A 19,233-nucleotide genomic window follows, 5' to 3' on the forward strand; every position below is an offset into this window, starting at 1 on the left:
ACGCGCTTCCTACTCCTCGTGCGCCGCAAACGGACCAGCAGGGGATCAGCGCGCATGGCGCAAATCGAACTATCCGCAATCCGCAAGTCCTTTGACGGCACCGACGTCCTGAAAGGCATCGATTTCCGCATCGCCGACGGCGAGTTCATCTCGCTGGTCGGCCCGTCCGGCTGCGGCAAGTCGACCCTGCTTCGCATCATTGCCGGGCTCGAGCCGCAAAATTCCGGCGAGGTCCACATCGACGGCCGCGCCGTGGACGGCATTCGCCCGAGCGCGCGCAACCTCGCGATGGTGTTCCAATCCTATGCGCTTTATCCGCATTTGAGCGCCTTCGACAACATCGCGGTGCCGCTGCGGATGCGGCGCCTCTCCGCGATCGAGCGACTGCCGCTACTGGGTGCGCTGCTGCCGGGCCGGCGCGCCAAGGAACGGCACATTCGCGCCGACATCGAAGGCATCGCCGAGCAGCTCGACATCACCCCATTGCTGCGGCGCAAGCCCGGACAATTGTCCGGCGGACAGCGGCAACGCGTCGCGGTCGGACGCGCCATGGTGCGAGAGCCGGTCGCCTTCCTGTTCGACGAACCGCTCTCCAATCTCGACGCCAAGCTGCGCGTCCACATGCGCGCAGAGCTCGCCGAGCTGCATCGCCGCCTCAAGGCAACGTTCGTCTACGTCACGCACGACCAGGCCGAGGCGATGACGATGTCGAGCCGGATCGCCGTCATGATGGGCGGTGAGCTGATCCAGGCCGGCACGCCGGCCGAGATCTACAACGAGCCCGGCGACATCCGCGTTGCCGAATTCATCGGCAGCCCCAAGATCAACGTCCTCCCCGGCCGGATCCGCAAGGACGGCGGCGTCGATGTGCTGGGGACCGCCTTGAAACTTACGTGCAATGCGGCGGCCGGCGATTGCCGCATCGGGGTCCGCCCGGAGCGGGTCGAGCTCGGCACCGGGCCGTTCTCCGGAACCGTCGTCCATCTGGAGAATCTCGGCGCCGAGGCCTTCGTGCATCTCGCGGTCGAAGGCACCGGGTCGCGCCAGATCGCGCGGCTCGCGGACGTCAAGCATTTACCGGCGATGGCAAGCTCCGTCGCCTTCGGCTTCGCACCAGACGCGGTGCGGATGTTCGATCCGGCCGGGAAACGGATCGAGCTCAGAATGGAGCAGGCCGAGCGCATCCGTGAGCCCGCCCATGTCTGACGGCTCCATCACCATCGGGGCGACTGTTGCTCCCGCGGGCACGACGAGGCGCACGCTGCCGGCCCATGGCAGCAGGCGGAGCCATGCCGCCTACGCGCTGGTGACGCCGGCCGCCGCGCTCATGCTGGTCATGCTGCTCGGTCCGCTCGCCGGCGTGATCGCCCTCTCCTTCACCGACTATCAGCTCGGCGCGCCGCATTTCTCCTGGATCGGGCTCGCCAACTACCAGGACCTGTTCGCCGACAAGGTGTTCTGGACCGCGCTGCGCAACACGCTGACTTACGTCGTGATCGTGGTGCCCGGCGCCGTGATCGCCGGCCTTGCGATCGCGCTTTTGATCCAGAGCGGCACCAGCCTGCGCAGCCTCTACCGGACGATCTATTTCCTGCCAGTCATGGCGACCCTGATCGCGATGGCGGTGGTGTGGGAATTCATGCTGCATCCGCAATTCGGCCTGGTGAACGGGCTTCTCCGCGGCGCGGGCCTGCCGGCCTTCGCATGGCTCCAGGACCGCAGCACCGCCCTCTATGCGCTGTGCGCGATCGGCATCTGGCAGGCCGTCGGCTTCAACATGGTGCTGTTTCTCGCCGGCCTCGTCTCCATTCCCAAGCAGCTCTACGAGGCGGCCGAGATCGACGGTGTCTCGAGCGGCTGGGCACGCTTCCGCCTCGTGACCTGGCCGATGCTGGGGCCGGTCACGACCTTCGTCGTCGTGATCTCGGGCATCCGCTCGTTCCAGGTGTTCGACACCGTGCATGTCTTGACCAAGGGCGGCCCGTCGAAGTCCACGGAGGTGCTGATCCACAGCATGTACACGGAAGGCTTCGAGTTCTTCCGCTCGGGCTACGCCGCGGCCATCACCGTGGTCTTCCTGGTCTTCGTCCTCCTGCTCACGCTGATCAAATCGAGGCTCGCCGATCGCGGCGTGCACTACACATGAGCAACGCGCATCCCATCCCGTTCCGGGCGATCCTCCGTCACGTGCTGCTGATCGCGGGCGCCGCGCTCATGCTGGCCCCCTTCATCTGGATGATCTCGACCGCGTCCAAGCCGCAGACCGAGATCTTCTCCAGCGAATTGCACCTGATCCCCTACCGGTTCGCGCTGATGGAAAACCTGCGCGAGGCCTTCGCCAAGGCCAATCTGCTGCGCTTCCTGCTCAACGGAATCATCGTCACGGTCTCGATCTTCGTGCTGCAGGTGATGGTGGCGCTGCCGGCGGCCTACGCGCTGGCAAAACTTCGCTTCCTCGGCCGCGAGACGCTGTTCGCGCTGGTGCTGTTCGGGATCCTGATCCCGCCGCAGGCGACCGCGATCCCGGTCTTCCTGCTGCTGCACAAGATCGGCCTGCTCGACAGCTATGCCGCGCTGGTGCTGCCCTTCACGATCTCGGTGTTCGGCATCTTCCTGATGCGCCAGTTCTTCAAGACCGTGCCCGACGATCTCGTCGACGCCGCGCGCATGGACGGCATCTCCGAATTCGGCATCGTCTGGCGGGTGATGCTGCCGGCCGCGATTCCCGCAGTGACCGCCTTCGGCATCTTCTCCGTGGTCGCGCATTGGAACGACTATTTCTGGCCGCTGATCGTGCTCAACAGCGAGCATTTGCGCACGCCGCCGCTCGCGGTCGCCCATTTCCGCAACAGCGAGGCCGGCACCAGCTACGGCCCGCTGATGGCGGCGGCGATGGTGATCATCGCGCCGCTCGTCATCGCTTTCCTCTTTGCCCAGCGCCGTTTCATCGAGGGCATCACCCTGACCGGGATCAAGTAGCCACGTCACCTCAAACAAGGAGTCTATCATGCTGAAGACCATCATCGCCGCGGCGGCTCTGTCGCTTGCGGCCGGATCTGCGCTCGCGCAGACAAAGACCGAGATCGTGATGCAATATCCCTATCCGGAGCTGTTCACCGAGACGCACAAGCGCATCGCCGAGGAATTCGCCAAGGTGCGCCCGGAGATCAAGGTCACGATGCGGGCGCCTTACGAATCCTACGAGGACGGCACCCAGAAGGTGCTGCGCGAGGCCGTGACCAATCAGATGCCTGACGTCTCGTTCCAGGGCTTGAACCGCATCCGCGTCCTGGTCGACAAGAACATCCCGGCCGAGCTCGACGGCTACATCGCCGCGGAGAAGGATTTCGACAAGCAGGGCTTCCACCAGGCGATGTTCGACATCGGCACCGCCAGCGGCAAGGTCTACGCCCTGCCCTTCGCGATCTCGCTGCCGATCGTCTACGTCAACCTCGACCTGGTCAAGCAGGCCGGCGGCGACGTGAACAATCTGCCGAAGAGCTGGGACGAGCTGATCGCGCTGGCCAAGAAGATCAAGGCGCTCGGCAACGACACCAACGGCGTCACCTATGCCTGGGACATCACCGGCAACTGGCTGTGGCAGGCGCCGGTGTTCGCGCGCGGCGGCACCATGCTCAATGCCGACGAGACCAAGGTCGCGTTCGACGGAGCGGAAGGCAAGTTCGCCATCAATACGATCGCGCGGCTCGTCAACGAGGCCGGCATGCCCAATCTCGACCAGCCGTCGATGCGCGCGGCGTTCGCGGCCGGCAAGACCGGCTTCCACGTCACCTCGACCTCGGACCTCAACAAGGTCACGCAGATGACCGGCGGCAAGTTCGCGCTGAAGACGATTCCGTTCCCGGACGTCGCCTCCACCAAGGGCAGGCTGCCGGCCGGCGGCAACGTCGTGCTGATCCTCGCCAAGGACAAGGCCAAGCGCGATGCCGCCTGGGAAGCGGTGAAATTCTGGACCGGCGCCAAGGGCGCCGCGATCATGGCGGAGACGACCGGCTACATGCCGCCGAACAAGGTCGCCAACGAGGTCTATCTGAAGGACTTCTACGTCAAGAACCCCAACAACTACACCGCGGTCAGCCAGCTCGCGCTGCTCACCAAATGGTACGCCTTCCCCGGCGACAACGGCCTGAAGATCACCGACGTGATCAAGGATCATCTCAATTCGATCATCTCGGGCGCGCGCGCCAAGGAGCCGGAGGCCGTCCTCGCCGACATGACGGCTGACGTGCAGAAGCTGCTGCCGAAGACCACAGGCGCGGCGCGCTGACCATCCTCACATCCCCCGGCACGGGACGCCCTCGGCGTCCCGTGCCGCCTCGATGACCGGAGCTGGCGATGAAACTACTGCATCTGAGCGACATTCACTTGACGGCGCCCGGCGCGACCATCGGCGGCCGCGATCCGCGCGTCAATTTCGAGCGGGCGCTGGCGCATGCGCTGCACGACCATCACGACGCCGAGTTGATGGTGATCACCGGCGACCTCTCGGATTGGGGCGATCTCGCCGATTATCAATGGCTCAAGCAGCGCCTCGACGCATATCCGCTGCCGGTGCGCCTGTGCATCGGCAACCATGATCGGCGCGCCGCCTTCCTGAGCGTGTTCCCCGACCTCGCCGACGACAACGGCTTCGTCCAGGGCATCCACGATACGGCTGCCGGCCGCTGCCTGTTCCTCGACACCGCCCATCCGGAAACGCACGCCGGCCGCTATTGCGACGATCGTCTCGGCTGGCTCGAGGCCCGGCTTACCGAGCATGACGGGCCGTTTCTGCTGTTCATGCACCATAATCCCATGCCGGTGCATCTCGTCCCGTTCGACCAGATCGGCCTGATCGACGAAGCTCCTTTCCGCCATCTCGTCAGCCGTCATCGTGCGAAGATCCGCCACGTCTTCTTCGGGCATTGCCACTTGCCTCTCGCAGGCTCGATTGCAGGCGTCCCCGTCTCGTCGCTGCGGGGCACCAACCATGCGAGCTTCCCGCTGTTCTCCGAGACGCAGCTGCTGAGCGCCTGCGACCTGCCGCAATCCTACGGCGTCGCATTTTTCGGGGAGGACTATGTGACCGTGCACATGGTGGAATACGGCTACGACGGTCCGATCCGCATCCAAGGTTCGCCCGACTACAAGGCCTGGGATCGCGAGACCATGGTGCGGTGACGGCGAGCGCCGACCCTTTCCAGGGGCGCGTATTCATAAGCCCGCGCTGCACTACTTGGAGAGTCCGCTCCACCTCGATAGCAGCGCGCTGGCGTCCTCGCCCGGGTCGGAGATGGGCCAGAAGCTGACATCCGATGTGAGGCTACAAGGATCGGCGGAAATTTCGCGGCGTCGTGCCGACAATTCTGCGGAAAGTCTGGGCGAAGGCCGACGGCGTTGAATATCCGACTGCGAGCGCAACTTCACTGATCGATAGATTTGGATCATTCAGCAGGCGTTGTGCAAGCAACATGCGTTGCCGAGTTAGCCAGACATGCGGCGTCAATCCTGTCGAGAGACGGAACGCCGAGCAAAAATGATAGCGGCTGCGGCCGACCAGGGACGCTAGTTCGTCAAGGCCGATCGGCTTATCGAGATGCGCCAGCATGTATTCGGTCACACGCCTGAGCTGCCAGCGCGCGAGCCCGCCGCGAGTATAAGCGAGGCTCTGCGGCAGCTGCACTATGCTGTGCGAACGCAATAGCTGGATGCAGAGTAGGTCAACCGCGCGATCGACCAGCAACTTTGCCGAAGGATCGACAATGACGTCGGGGTCGCTGAGGATTGCAAGAAGCTGTGAGGTCACAGCGTCTTCGCTGCCGACGCGTGGCGCCAGCTCTACCTTGCCTCGCCCACCGATGAGTGTTCGGCAATGCTCCAGTCGTTCGTTGGTGAGATAGACATGGGACACGTGGAGCGGTCCTTCAACTTCCCAATCTCCATCATGCCGGTCGGGAATCACAGTGATAGAATTCGGCCGCAGCGGGGCAGAGAGCCGCCGTCGCTCAACCGTCCACGCACTGTGCTGAGGCTCTCCATAGTAGGTGCCGACAAGGTGTCCGGGCATGCCTGGGGCATAGCCATAACGCGTGCCGCGAACAAAACGATGAGTAAGTTGTGTGCCGCAGTTTAACTGGATGGGTGCCAAAGGCGGCGGGGCTTCCGATAGCAGCCGGACCATCGTCTGAAAAGGATTTCGATCAGGCATCGCTTTGGTTATGTCATATTTGGCCGCACCCGCGACAGGCGCTTCATCGACATACCATGTTTCACGACATGGCGGGAATGGAAGCTGCGGTCGAAATGTCGCAATGTCTGGCTGATTGCACAAATAGTGCGCATGATTGACTTCGCGGTATCGAGACAACTCCGATGGCAAGTGGCACGTGGGTTGGGCTTGATCTCATTGCGCCCGGTCTACCACTCACAGCTGGGCTGCCTTGGCCGCGATGGGCGAGAAGCAGAGTCCACAGGCGCGGGCGCCACTTCGTCGCAAGATTGCGATAGTCGCCGCAATATCGGAACGGTGCGTCCGTCGGGATCATGGCCTACTGGGCCGGATCATCCGAGGGGATCCCGACCACCATGACAAACCAAGAACCGTTCGCCGCCGGCGCTGCTGAGACCGAAAGCACGCGGGGCGGAGTATCGCGCCGTTCGCTCCTGCTGACTGTCGGCGGAGCGGCTTCCATGGCGGTGGTGCCCCAGGTTACCGCGCAACCCGCATCCGAAAGCAAGCCCGCTGCATCTACGGCACGGGTTCGTCTGAACGTGAACGGAACGAGACAGGAGCTCGACTTGGATACGCGGCAATCCCTGCTCGACCTTCTGCGCGAAGATCTCGGTCTCACCGGTACGAAGAAGGGCTGCAATCAGGGCGCCTGCGGCGCTTGCACCATCCTTCTCAACGGCAGGCGGGTCGTGTCGTGTCTGACGCTGGCTGCGATGCATGACGGGGCCATTGTCGAGACGATCGAGGGTCTCGAGAAGAATGGTGAGCTTCATCCGCTCCAGAGCGCATTCGTCGAGCACGACGGCTTGCAGTGCGGCTTCTGTACCCCCGGGCAGATCATGTCGGCCGTCGGCTGCATCGCCGAAGGCCATGCGGGCTCGCCGGAGGACATTCGGTTCTGGATGAGCGGCAATATCTGTCGCTGCGGGGCGTATCCCGGGATCGTCGCCGCCGTTGCCGACGCCGCCAAGAGGGTCTGACCATGCTCCCGTTCACGATCGAGAAGGTGACCTCCATCGAGGCCGCCGTCGCCGCCGCATCCTCCGGAGGCCGCCTCATCGCCGGCGGCACGACATTGGTCGATCTCATGCGCGACGAGGTGGAGCAGCCACAGCAGCTCGTCGACATCAACGCGCTTCCGCTGTCCGGTATTCGCGTCGACCGGTCCGACCTCGTCATCGGCGCGCTCGCGCGGATGGCCGACATCGCCGCCCATTCCGATGTTCAGCGTCTTTACCCGCTGATCTCCGAGAGCCTGATCGAGGGCGCCTCGCCGCAACTGCGCAACATGGCCTCGATCGGCGGCAACCTGCTCCAGCGCGTGCGCTGCCCCTACTTTCGGATGCTCGACGCATCCTGCAACAAGCGCAGCCCTGGCTCGGGTTGCGCCGCACGCGACGGCCTGAATGCCGGTCACGCCATTCTCGGCACCAGCGATCACTGCGTGGCGACGCACCCCTCGGACGTTGCGGTCGCGCTGGTCGCGCTCGATGCCACTATGCGGGTCAGGGGGCCGAAGGGCGAGCGCACTTTCCCGGTCGAGGAGCTGTTTCGCTTGCCCGGCGACACTCCCCATCTCGAACACACGCTGCTGCCGGGCGAGCTCATCGTTGAAGTGCGGGTCCCCGGGGGGCCTGATAGCCGCCGGGCGCGCTATCTCAAGGTGCGCGACCGCGCGTCCTACGAATTTGCGCTGGTCTCCGCGGCAGCGGCGCTCGACGTCGTGGACGGCGTGATCCGCGGCGCGCGGCTCGCGGTTGGCGGGGTCGGCACCCGACCTTGGCGCATGCGCGCGGTGGAAGCCGCGCTGATCGGCAAGGTACCGGGCCGGCAGGTGTTTGAGGCGGCCGCCCGATCGGCGTTGGAAGGGGCCCGCCCGCTGTCCGGCAATCATTACAAACTCGAACTCCTGCCGCGGACGATCGTCCGCGCCTTCGAAATGACGGGAGGAATTGCATGACCATCAGCGTCATCGGACAACCGCTGCCCCGCGTGGATGGCCGTGCCAAGGTCACGGGCTCCGCGCGGTACGCGGCCGATTTTAATCAGCCCGGCCAGGCCTATGCCGTGATCGTCAGCGCCACAATAGGGCTTGGACGAGTGACCGGCGTGGACAGCGCGGCGGTCGAGAAGATGCCGGGCGTTCTCGCCGTCCTCTCGCATCTCAACGCGCCACGCCTGGCGTACCGCCCGCACAAGAACTACATCGATCCGGCGACGGGCGAGCGGCTGCATGTGCTGCAGGACGACCATGTGCGCTTCCACGGACAGCCGGTGGCGCTCGTCGTTGCCGCAACCATTGCGCAGGCGGAGCGCGCCGCCGCGGCGCTGCGCCTCACCTACAAGGCCGAGCGGCCAATCATCGATTCCGCAGGTCCCGAAGCCCGTCCCATCGTGCCCGAGGCTGGCAAACAGCCGGACGCCCGGCTGCCCGCCGACAAGGCGCGCGGAAGTGCGGATAAGGCCCTGGCCGACGCGCCGGTGAAGGTCGATGAGACCTATGACATCGCGCGCGAGAACCACAATCCGATGGAGCCGCATGCGACGATCGCCAGCTGGAACGGCGACCGCCTGACGCTTTGGAGCAAGAGCCAGTTCGTCGTCAACGAGCAGGCCGAGATCGCGGCGATCTTCGGTCTGTCGCCCGAAAAAGTGACGGTCATCTGCCCGTTCATCGGCGGGGCCTTCGGGACCTCGCTCAGAACCTGGCCCCATGTGACGCTCGCGGCCATGGCCGCCCGGCACGTGGGGCGCCCGGTGAAGCTCGTCCTGACGCGTAAGCAGATGTTCTTCACCACCGGACATCGGCCGCGCACGGTGCAGAGGATCGCTCTCGGCGCCACGGCGGACGGAACGCTCATCAGCGTGGTGCACGAAGGCACGGGCGAGACCAGTCGCTACGAAGAATTCATGGAAGCTCTGACCTCGGTCACGACGTTTCTCTACTCCTCGCCCAACGTGCGGACGCGCTACCGTCTGGTCCCGCTCGATACCGGAACGCCAAACCACATGCGTGGCCCTGGCGAGGCCAGCGGCGTTTTCGCGCTCGAATGCGCCATGGACGAGTTGGCTTATAAGCTCCGCCTGGATCCGATCGATCTGCGGCGCCGGAACGAGCCGGAGATCGACGAGGGAGAAAACAAGCCCTTCTCCAGCCGATCGCTGATGAAATGCTACGATCTCGGGGCCGAACGGTTCGGCTGGTCGCGCCGTACGCCCGAACCGCGCTCGATGCGCGACGGCCGCCTGCTGATCGGGATGGGAGTAGCCTCGGCAAGCTATCCGGCCTTTCACGCGCCGGCCACCGCGCGGGCGCGGCTGCTTCGGGACGGGACAGCCGAGGTCGAGATCGCGGCCAGCGACATGGGTCCGGGCACCTATACGTCGATGACGCAGGTCGCCGCCGAGACTCTCGGGCTCCCTGTCGAAAAGGTGCGCTTCAGCCTTGGTCGCTCCGATTATCCGCCTGCCCCATCCCACGGCGGCTCTTGGACCATGGCCTCGGTGGGCTCCGCGATCCGCGCTGCCTGCATCGCCGTGCGAGAACAGGCCGCGAAGAGCCGGAACGATCGGCCGATCGAAGCCACGGCGTCGTCTCAACGGGATCCCGAGGCTGCCGCCAGGTTCTCGATGCACTCGTTCGGCGCCGTCTTCGTCGAGGTCGCCGTCGATCCCGACGTCGGCACGATCCGCGTTCGCCGCGCGGTCGGCGCCTATGGCATCGGCCGCGTCGTCAACCCGCGTCTCGCCCACAGCCAATGCACCGGCGGCATGGTCGGCGGCATCGGTATGGCGCTGATGGAGCGCACCGTTCTCGACGCGCGCGACGGCCGGCCGGTCAACGCTCACATGGCCGACTACCTGATGCCCGTCAACCTGGACATTCCCCAGATCGAAGCGCACTTCGTCGAGGAGGCTGATCCGCACGTCAATGAACTCGGGGTCAAGGGTCTCGGCGAAATCGCCCTGGTCGGTATCGCCCCCGCGATCGCAAACGCCGTCTTTCATGCGACCGGCAAGCGCGTCCGCACCCTGCCGATCCGGATCGAAGACGTGCTGACCGCTTAGCGCTGTAAAGAGGGTGGCATACGCCACTCCTGGGCATGTGGTTGTGCTGCATCGAAGAGGCTGACGTACCCACCCTACTCCACCAGCAGCACGTCGACGGCGACGCCGAGCTTCTGCTTGGGCGAGCCGACGATGATGCCGTCGACCGGCGAGACGTCGGAAAAATCGCGTCCCATTGCGAGCACGATGTGATCGTTGCCGATGAGGAGATCGTTGGTCGGATCGAGATCGACCCAGCCAAGCTCGGCCCCGCACCAGAGAGACACCCAGGCATGGGTGGCGTCGGCCCCTTGCAGCCGCGGCTGGCCCGGCGGCGGAATGGTGCGCAGATAGCCGCTGACATAGGCCGCCGGCAGGCCGAGCCCGCGCAGCCCGGCAATCATGACATGCGCAAAGTCCTGGCAGACGCCGTGACGCTTGTCGAAGACTTCGTCGAGCGGCGTCGAGATCACGGTCGCCTTCGGATCGTAGCGGAATTCGCCGCGGATGCGTCGCATCAGGTCGACGGCGCCGGTGAGGATGCCCACGCCGGGCGGAAAGCTCACCCCGGCATAGGCGCTGACCGGGCGCAGCACCGGCACCAGGGGGCTGGCAAAGACATAACCGACCGGCGAGGACGGCCCGAGGCTGGTGGCTTCGAACGCGATGTCGCGGACGCTCTCCCAGGGCGGGCTGACCGCATCGCGCGCCGGCGGTCGGCGCGAGATCGAAACCCGCGAGCGCGAGTCGATGCGCAGATTGCGATGCGCGGCTTCGATCGTCACGCTCTCGGTCAGCGTGCCGAAGAAGTCGCGCCGCAGGTTGCGCTCGGCCGGGCGCGGATGGATCTCGACGTCGTGCGAGATCAACTCTTGGCCGCTGCCGCTTGCGGGCTCCAGCCGCAGCGTGCAGCGGGCGAAGCTGACGGAATTCTCGTACTCGTAGGTGGTGACGTGACGGATGTCGTAGATCACGCCAGCCCCGTCAGCTTTTCCGGCCGGCTGGCATTAGGACCGTGCGGGAAGTAATGCTGCCCGATCGCCTCGCCGAGGCTGAGCAGATCCTGCTCCAGGGCGAACAGCGTCTTGACCTCGAGCTTCTCGGCTTCCGCGGTCGCGAGCATCGCCTGCATCGCTACCGCCAGACGCTGTGGCTTCTCGATCAGGCCGTGCTCCCTCAGGCTCGGCAGCGCCGCAATGTGCTCGTTCAGCGTCGTCACCTGAAACGCCACCGAACGCGGATTGTAGCCGTCGAGCACCGCGAGGTCGCGCACCGGGGCCAGAATGGGCGCCAGCAGATAACGCGAGCGGTAGGTGATCTGGCAATCCACCAGCGTCAGCAGGATGTCGAGATCCTCGTCGCCGGCCTCGTCATAGGCGAACTGACGGGTGAAGCGCGTGGTGTTGATGGCGCGCTCGATGCGGCGGCCGATGTCGAGAAAGCGCCAGCCGGCGGCGCGGTTCATGTTCTCCTGCGCGAGGCCTGCGAAGCTCGCCAGCTCCTGCAAGGTCAGCTCGGCGGCGCTCAGCACGCTGTCGTCGTCCTCCACCTCGATGGCGAGGCGCTCGGCCATCTCGGTGATCACCTGCCAGGCATCGGGCGACAGCCGCTCGCGCAAGGAGGTCGCCGTGCGCTGCGCCGCCCTCACCAGCGACAGGGCCGAGCCGAAACGCTCCGCGCCCTGCAGCGCTTCGGCGACGATACGCCCCGCGGCCGTGCGCGAGGATTGCGAGACCGCGCCCCAGGCGACAAGGAGGCGCTGGATGCGTTCGGCCGATTGCACCGAGGCCGCCGTGCCCTTGTTCGGCCCGCTCGGCGAGCCCAAGGCGCGCACCAGCCGCAGCGTCGCCTCGGCGCGCTCGAGATAGCGGCCGAGCCAGAACAGATTGTCGGCGGCGCGGCTGGGCAGCACGCCAGCGATGCGGCGGATGCGCACCTTGTCGGTCGCCGGCAGGAGCGTCGCGGTCGCGACCTGCTTGTCGGAGACGACCCAGACGTCGGCGGCGCGCGCGCCGTCGCCCATCGACACCGCGCGCGCGTCCGGCTGCTCGGCGATGCGGCAGAAGCCGCCGGGCATGATGGCCCAGCCGTCCGGCGTGGCGGCGGCGAACACGCGCAGCACGAAGGGTCGCGGCGTGAGCTGCCCGTGCTCCCACACCGGCATGGTCGAGAGCCGCACCACCTCCTGGCCGACATAGTCCATGCCGCGCGCGCTGATCGCATCGATCAGACGCTGCCGTCCGCTCGCGTCGAGCCCGCTCGCGAGCACCGGACCATTGCTGTCGAAACCGGGAACGCCGCGCCGATAGGCGCCTTCGATCGCGACCTCGTCGAGCCGCGCCAGCACCTCGTCGCGCGCCACGCGCTGGCCGCACCACCAGGTCGCGATGTGCGGCATCTTCAGGTCTTCGCCGAGCAGGCGGCGGCTCAGCGCCGGCAGGAAGCCGAGCAGCGCCCGCGCCTCCAAAACGCCCGAGCCCGGCATGTTGGCGACGACGACGCCGTCCTTGCGCAGCACGTCGATCAGGCCGGGCACACCGAGCCGGGAGGAGGCATCGAGCTCGAGCGGGTCGAGCGAGTTGGAATCGACCCGGCGCAAGAGCACATCCAGCCGCTTCAGGCCGGCGACGGTGCGGATGTGGACACGGTTGTCGCTGACGGCGAGGTCGTCGCCCTCGACCAGCAGGAAGCCGAGATAGCGCGCCAGCGTCGCGTGCTCGAAATAGGTCTCGCTGAAGCTGCCGGGGGTGAGCACGCCGATCCTGGGCTCGTCGCGATCGGCGCGCGCGCGCAGGGAGTCACGGAACGCCTCGAAGAACGGCGCGACGCGCGGCACGTTCATCGACTTGTAGAGATCAGAGAAGGCGCGCGACAGCACCAGGCGGTTCTCCAGCGCGTAGCCCGCACCCGATGGCGCCTGGGTGCGGTCGCCGAGCACCCACCAGCGGCCGTCGGGCCCGCGGCCGACATCGGCGGCATAGATCGAGAGGTAACGCCCGCCGGGCGGCGGCACGCCGCAGACGGGACGGAGATATTCGGGACTGCCGGCGATCGCCGCGGCCGGAAGCGCGCCTTCGGCCACGAGGCGCCCCTCGCCATAGATGTCGCGCAGCACGCGCTCGAGCAGCTCGGCACGCTGGGTGATGCCGGCGCAAAGCTGCTGCCAGTCGGCCTCGTCGATCAAAAGCGGCAGATGGCTGATCGACCAGGGCCGGTCGGCGCTATCGCCGGGCGCGCGGTAGGTGACGCCGGCCTCGCGGAGATGGCGATCGGCCATGCCGAAGCGGCGCTCGATCTCGTCGGGCGCCAGCGCGCCGAAGGCGTCGAAGAAGCGGCTCCAGACCGCGCGCGGCGCACCGTCGGGCCCAAGGAACTCGTCGGGGATGCCGGGCAGGCGGCTATAGTCGCGGACCCACTGCGCAATCCGCTGCTGGGCATTTGCCCTGCCCGCCTGGTCGTTGTCTTCGGCTGCGCCCTCGCCCATGGGCCTTTCCCTCCCCCACCATCATACTCATTGCAGGAGCGGGGTCCGCAAGTCGAGGGTCAGCGGAAATTCATTTGTGCGTTCCTCGGGCGGCGGCTGCATCGGACCCGGGGTGTGGCCGTGGTCCTGGAAGCGCGCCAGCCGCCGGGCCTCGGCCTCGTAGGTATTGACCGGCTTGGTGTCGTAGTTGCGCCCGCCAGGATGGGCGACGTGGTAGACGCAGCCGCCGAGCGAGCGGCCGTTCCAGGTATCGATCAGGTCAAAGGTCAGCGGCGCGTGCACGGGGATGGTCGGGTGCAGGCCGGAGGCCGGCTGCCAGGCCTTGAAGCGGACGGCGGCCACGGCCTCGCCGGAGCGGCCGGTCGGGGTCATCGGCAGGCGGCGGCCGTTGCAGGTGACGACGTGGCGGCCCTCGACGAAGCCTTCGGCCTTGACCTGGAGCCGCTCGACCGAGCTATCGACATAGCGCACGGTGCCGCCGGCCGAGCCCTCCTCACCGAGCACGTGCCAGGGCTCCAGCGCCTGCCGCAGCTCCAGCGTCACGCCGCCATGGTGGATGCGGCCGAAAGCGGGAAAGCGGAATTCGAGCTGGGCCAGATACCATTCCGGCTCGAACGGATAGCCCGATTGCTTGAGCTCGCCGAGCACATCGAGAAAATCTTCCCAGATGAAATGCGGCAGCATGAAGCGGTCGTGCAGCGCGGTGCCCCAGCGCACGAACTTGCCGCTCAGCGGCTCACGCCAGAACTTTGCGATCAGCGCACGGATCAGGAGCTGCTGCGCCAGCGACATGCGTGGATCCGGCGGCATTTCGAGCGCGCGGAATTCGACGAGGCCGAGCCGGCCCGTGGGTCCTTCCGGCGAATAGAGCTTGTCGATGCAGATCTCGGCGCGGTGGGTGTTGCCGGTGATGTCGACCAATAGATGCCGGAACAGCCGGTCCACCAGCCAGAGCGGCGTCTGGTAGCTGGGCGGCGGCACGTGCGAGAGCGCGATCTCGAGCTCGTAGATGCTGTCGTGGCGCGCCTCGTCGATGCGCGGCGCCTGGCTGGTCGGGCCGATAAAAAGACCGGAGAAGAAATAGGACAGCGCCGGATGGCGCTGCCAATACAGCACCAGGCTCTTCAGAAGATCGGGCCGGCGCAGGAACGGCGAGTCCTGCGGTGAGGAGCCGCCGACCACGACGTGATTGCCGCCCCCGGTGCCGGTGTGACGGCCGTCGACCAAGAAACGGTTGGCGCCGAGGCGGACCTTGGCCGCATCCTCGTAGAGGCCGGTGGTGATCTCGACCGCATCGCGCCAGCTCTTGGCCGGCTGGATGTTGATCTCGATGACACCGGGGTCGGGCGTCACCTTGATCACCTCGATGCGCGGGTCGAACGGCGGCGGGTAACCCTCGATATGGACCGGAAGCTGCATCTCCTCGGCGGTGTCTTCCAGCGCCGAGATCAGCTCGAGATAATCCTCGATGCGCTCGACCGGCGGCATGAAGGCGCAGATCAGGCCGTCGCGGATCTCCACGGCCATCGCCGTGCGCACGGGTATAGCGGTGTTGAGATGCTCGGGGGCCGTACGCGGCGGCGATGGCGGACGCGCCATGCGGGTGAACACCGGCAGCCTGCCCCGCGGCTCCATCGGGTCCTGCTCGACGATGTAGGGATATTGGTTGGGCGGGACGTGACCGAGCGAGCCGATCGGCAGGCGCAGGCCGAGCGGTGAATCGCCCGGCGTCAGGAACAGATGATTGCGCCGCAGCGGCCAGCGTTCGCTGCGCCAGCGCGGCGGCGCATTCCAGCGCTGGATCGGCAGCACGAAGCCGCGCGGCGTATTCAGGCCCTGGTCGAACACCCGCGCCATGCGTGCGCGCGCTTCGGGATCGGACAGCTTGGAATCGGTGGGATCGACGTTGACCGGAAGCTCCGCTTCCTTCTGCAGCCAATAGGCGGGATCCTCATAGGCCGGCATGATGTAGCTGAGGTCGACGCCGAGCCGCGCCGCCGTGCCTTCCATGAAGGCCTCGGCATCCTTGACCTCCGGTCTCCTGGGATTCTCGATCCTGGCGATGAGGTCGGCGTTCTTCCAGATCGGCACGCCGTCCTTGCGCCAATAGAGGCCGAAGGCCCAGCGCGGCAGGCTCTCGCCCGGATACCATTTGCCCTGGCCGTAATGCAGCAGCCCGCCCGGCGCGAAGCGCGTGCGCAGGCGGCGGATCAGATCGTCGCCGAGCGTGCGCTTGGTCGGACCGACGGCCTCCGTGTTCCACTCGCCGGCCTCGAGATCGTCGACCGAGACGAAGGTCGGCTCGCCGCCCATGGTGAGGCGCACGTCCGCGCTGGCGAGATCGCCATCGACCTGCTCGCCGAGATCGTCGAGGCGCGCCCAGGATTCGTCGGAGAACGGCTTTGTGATGCGCGGCGCCTCGCGGATGCGCCTCACGCTCATGTCGAAGGAAAACTCGACCTCGGCAAAGCCGGCCCCACCAGAGATCGGCGCCGCCGAACGGTAGTGCGGCGTGGCTGCGAGCGGGATGTGCCCCTCGCCTGCGAGCATACCCGAGGTCGCGTCGAACCCGATCCAGCCTGCACCCGGCAGATAGACCTCGGCCCAGGCGTGCAGATCGGTAAAATCGTTCTCGACTTCCGGTGGCCCCTCGATCGGATCGATGTCGGGACGGATCTGGACCAGATAGCCCGAGACGAAGCGGGCGGCGAGCCCGAGATGGCGCAAGGTCTGGATCAAGAGCCAGGCGGAGTCGCGGCATGAGCCTGCGCCGGAGACAAGCGTCTCCTCCGGCGTCTGCACGCCCGGCTCCATGCGGATGATGTAGCGGACCTTCTTCTGGATCTCGCGATTGAGGTCGACCAGGAAATTGACCGTGTTCGGGGCTTCGTGCGGGATCGAATCGAGGAACTTGGCGAACAGGCGATCGGGCTTGATGGTCTCGAGATACGGCGCGAGCTCCGTCTTCAGATCCTTGGGATAGTCGAACGGGAAGCTGTCGGCATAGGGCTCGACGAAGAAGTCGAACGGGTTGACCACCGTCATCTGCGCCGTGAAGTCGACCTCGAATTTCAGCTCGGTGGTCTTCTCCGGAAAGACGTAGCGCGCCAGCCAGTTGCCCTGCGGGTCCTGCTGCCAGTTCACGAAATGATTGGAGGGCGTGACCTTGAGCGAATAGCTCAGGATCGGCGTGCGCGTATGCGGCGCCGGCCGAAGCCGTATCGTCTGCGGGCCAAGGTCGATCGGGCGGTCGTATTTGTAGTGCGTGACGTGGTGTAGCGCGACGTAGATCGACACGGGATGCGGTGCTCCAGCAGCTTTTTTGAGCAGAACACCTGAGGTCAACGCGATCAAGCACTAACAACGGGCACGGGGTGCCTAGGTAAGGTGCGGGGCGGGTGATGGTGGTTGTTATTGGGCCGCGCCGGCGAGGCTCTTCCCTTCTCCCCTTGTGAAAAGGTGGCGCGAAGCGCCGGATGAGGGGTCTCTCTCAACCCGCAAAACCGCTCGTGAGGATAGAGACCCCTCACCCGGCTTCGCTTTCAGCGAAGCCACCCTGTCCCACAAGGGGAGAGGGTTTGAAAGCCCTACGCCGCCGAGGTCAGCCTTTGCAGGAATTGGGTCACTTCGCGGCGGAGCGTCTCGACTTCGCCGTGGACGCGTTCGGAGGCGTGGTTGACGCGTGCAGCGACGCGGCCGGTGTCGGCGGCGGCCTCGCTGATGCCCGTCACGTTGGAGGAGACCTGCGAGGTGCCGGCGGAGGCTTCGTGAACGTTGCGGGCGATCTCGCGCGTCGCCGCGCCCTGCTGCTCGATCGAGGCGGCAATCGAGGCAGTGATGCCGTTGATCTCGGCGATGGTCTGCGAGATCGCCTCGACGGCCGCGACCGAATTGGTGGTCGATTGCTGCATCTCGCCGACCTTGGCGCTGATCTCTTCGGTCGCCTTGGCGGTCTGGTTGGCGAGGCTCTTGACCTCGGAGGCCACCACCGCGAAACCGCGGCCGGCGTCCCCTGCCCGCGCCGCCTCGATGGTGGCGTTGAGCGCGAGCAGGTTGGTCTGCGAGGCGATCTCGCTGATAAGCTTGACGACGTCGCCGATCTGCATCGCGGCGTCCGCAAGGCTCCGGATCTCGCTGCCGGCGCGATTGGCTTCGTTCACCGCCCGGCCCGTGCTCGCGGTCGAGCCGGCCACCTGGCGGTTGATCTCGGCGATCGACGATGCGAGCTGCTCGGCGGCGCTGGCGACAGTGGCGACGTTGCGCGAGGCCTGGTCGGACGCGGAGAGCACGCCGGAGGTTTGCAGGCTGGTCTTCTCCGCCGCCGCCGCCATCTGGCCGGCATCGGATTCGAGATCGGTCGCGGCGCCCATCAGCGTGCCCGCAACCTGATCGAGATGCGTGCCGAACCGCCTGGCGAGGTCCGCGATCTCGACGACGCGGCGGCCGAGACTGTCGGTGCCGGCATTGATGACGGTCGCCGAGCGGCGGAACGAGCCGGGCAATCCGCGCGCCAGGATCTTGCGGAAATACTTGCCGCGGCTGGCATACTCCATCGATGCCGAAGCTTCCCGCTGGAACGCATCGGTAATGTCGAGCATGTCGTTGACTGATCTCTGGATGGCGCCGATGCGCCCGGCCTGCCGCTCACTGAGGATGCGCGCCTCGAGATCGCCGCCCGCCGCCTTGCGGCACACAGCGGCGACCTCGTCGACGGCAATCGCGGTGCGGTGCTGGCACCAGACCGCATAGCCGGAGAGCGCGATCGTCGCGCCGAGAGAAGCGGCACTCGCGATCCCGGTCATGCCGAGAAGCGAGAGAACGAACGCAAGGACGGCAAGACCACACGCGAGCGCGGTTGCTCCCTGCGCCTTAGAGAGAGAGCACAAATTCATCGTAACCGACACCCTGTTGCTTGAGCAGCCCGACCATCGCCTCGAAGCTCGCCTGCATGCCCTCCTTGGCGTTGGCATGCCGCGCCTCCTCAGTGCACAGCGTCTTGTAGATCGGCTTGATGCGCTCGATCTGCGCGGGATCCGGCTTGCGACGGTTGGAGTGATAGCCGACGATGTTGCCGCGCTCGTCGAATGTCGGCGTGACGTGGGCGAATACCCAATAGTGACTGCCGTCCTTCGCCAGGTTGACGACGTAGGCGAAGATCTCCTGCTTGGACTGCAGCGTGTCCCAGAGCAGCTTGAAGACAGCGCGCGGCATGTCGGGATGGCGGATCAGGCTGTGGGGCGCGCCCATCAGCTCCTTCCACGAGTACTTCGCCATGCGGATGAAGACGTCGTTGGCGTAGGTGATGCGGCCTTTGAGATCGGTCTTCGATACGATCAGCTCCTCCTCACCGAGGAGATTTTCCACCCCAGTGGGACGTATCGCTTGCATCGGCTGGATCCTCAAATCACGCCGGCCCCACCACGCTGTGAAGCCGCATCGCCTCCTGTCTACGGCAACAGTGTTAACCAGA

14 protein-coding genes are annotated in these 19,233 nt (G+C 66.1%); 8 read left to right on the forward strand and 6 right to left on the reverse strand.

Annotation, left to right across the window (positions count from 1 at the left end; all coding sequences use genetic code 11):
- Positions 1-54: 54 nt before the first annotated feature.
- The 5 genes from I6F16_RS06645 (at position 55) to I6F16_RS06665 (ending at position 5,181) form a co-directional block, all read left to right on the forward strand.
- Positions 55-1,206 carry an ABC transporter ATP-binding protein gene (locus I6F16_RS06645; protein ID WP_225173506.1) on the forward strand — a complete coding sequence of 384 codons (1,152 nt, stop codon included), beginning with the start codon at positions 55-57 and terminating at the stop codon, positions 1,204-1,206.
- Complete coding sequence (locus I6F16_RS06650) at positions 1,199-2,146, forward strand: sugar ABC transporter permease (RefSeq protein WP_225173507.1); 948 nt, start codon at positions 1,199-1,201, stop codon at positions 2,144-2,146. The genes I6F16_RS06645 and I6F16_RS06650 overlap by 8 nt, the downstream gene beginning before the upstream one ends.
- A complete protein-coding gene (locus I6F16_RS06655) occupies positions 2,143-2,979 on the forward strand; it encodes a carbohydrate ABC transporter permease (RefSeq protein ID WP_225173508.1) in 837 nt (278 codons plus the stop codon). The genes I6F16_RS06650 and I6F16_RS06655 overlap by 4 nt, the downstream gene beginning before the upstream one ends.
- A gap of 28 nt (positions 2,980-3,007) precedes the next feature.
- Positions 3,008-4,288: an ABC transporter substrate-binding protein gene (locus I6F16_RS06660; RefSeq protein WP_225173509.1), complete on the forward strand. Its 1,281-nt coding sequence runs from the start codon at positions 3,008-3,010 to the stop codon at positions 4,286-4,288.
- 68 nt (positions 4,289-4,356) lie between these two features.
- Entirely contained in the window at positions 4,357-5,181 is an 825-nt protein-coding gene (locus tag I6F16_RS06665; protein ID WP_225127289.1) for a phosphodiesterase, read from the forward strand.
- 142 nt (positions 5,182-5,323) lie between these two features.
- On the opposite strand, the gene I6F16_RS38150 is transcribed toward I6F16_RS06665, so the two are convergent.
- Entirely contained in the window at positions 5,324-5,911 is a 588-nt protein-coding gene (locus I6F16_RS38150) for an AraC family transcriptional regulator (RefSeq protein WP_051056896.1), read from the reverse strand.
- A 779-nt stretch (positions 5,912-6,690) separates the two neighbouring features.
- Here I6F16_RS38150 and I6F16_RS06675 point away from each other — a divergent pair.
- Genes I6F16_RS06675 through I6F16_RS06685 form a run of 3 tightly spaced genes read left to right on the forward strand, consistent with a single transcriptional unit; the run spans position 6,691 to position 10,300 of the window.
- Complete coding sequence (locus I6F16_RS06675; protein ID WP_085968940.1) at positions 6,691-7,212, forward strand: (2Fe-2S)-binding protein; 522 nt, start codon at positions 6,691-6,693, stop codon at positions 7,210-7,212.
- Positions 7,213-7,214: 2 nt separating this feature from the next.
- Positions 7,215-8,192, forward strand: coding sequence for a xanthine dehydrogenase family protein subunit M (locus I6F16_RS06680; RefSeq protein WP_036006148.1), 978 nt, complete (start codon positions 7,215-7,217; stop codon positions 8,190-8,192).
- Positions 8,189-10,300 (forward strand): xanthine dehydrogenase family protein molybdopterin-binding subunit, encoded by a 2,112-nt coding sequence (locus tag I6F16_RS06685; RefSeq protein ID WP_225113522.1) that lies wholly within the window; start codon positions 8,189-8,191, stop codon positions 10,298-10,300. Before I6F16_RS06680 ends, I6F16_RS06685 begins: the two co-directional genes overlap by 4 nt.
- 74 nt (positions 10,301-10,374) lie before the next feature.
- Here the strand turns inward: I6F16_RS06685 and I6F16_RS06690 are convergent, their stop codons facing one another.
- The 5 genes from I6F16_RS06690 to I6F16_RS06710 form a co-directional block, all read right to left on the reverse strand.
- Positions 10,375-11,253: a transglutaminase family protein gene (locus I6F16_RS06690; protein ID WP_225113523.1), complete on the reverse strand. Its 879-nt coding sequence runs from the start codon at positions 11,251-11,253 to the stop codon at positions 10,375-10,377.
- On the reverse strand, positions 11,250-13,763 hold the full coding sequence (locus I6F16_RS06695) for a circularly permuted type 2 ATP-grasp protein (protein WP_225113524.1): 2,514 nt from the start codon (positions 13,761-13,763) through the stop codon (positions 11,250-11,252). Before I6F16_RS06695 ends, I6F16_RS06690 begins: the two co-directional genes overlap by 4 nt.
- A 27-nt stretch (positions 13,764-13,790) precedes the next feature.
- Positions 13,791-17,060 carry a transglutaminase family protein gene (locus I6F16_RS06700; RefSeq protein ID WP_225113525.1) on the reverse strand — a complete coding sequence of 1,090 codons (3,270 nt, stop codon included), beginning with the start codon at positions 17,058-17,060 and terminating at the stop codon, positions 13,791-13,793.
- 290 nt (positions 17,061-17,350) lie between these two features.
- On the reverse strand, positions 17,351-18,655 hold the full coding sequence (locus I6F16_RS06705) for a methyl-accepting chemotaxis protein (RefSeq protein WP_225173510.1): 1,305 nt from the start codon (positions 18,653-18,655) through the stop codon (positions 17,351-17,353).
- A complete protein-coding gene (locus I6F16_RS06710; protein WP_036006163.1) occupies positions 18,633-19,151 on the reverse strand; it encodes a PAS domain-containing protein in 519 nt (172 codons plus the stop codon). Before I6F16_RS06710 ends, I6F16_RS06705 begins: the two co-directional genes overlap by 23 nt.
- Positions 19,152-19,233 lie beyond the last annotated feature (82 nt).

It is taken from the genome of Bradyrhizobium sp. IC4060 (assembly GCF_020193715.1).
GTDB lineage: Bacteria > Pseudomonadota > Alphaproteobacteria > Rhizobiales > Xanthobacteraceae > Bradyrhizobium > Bradyrhizobium yuanmingense.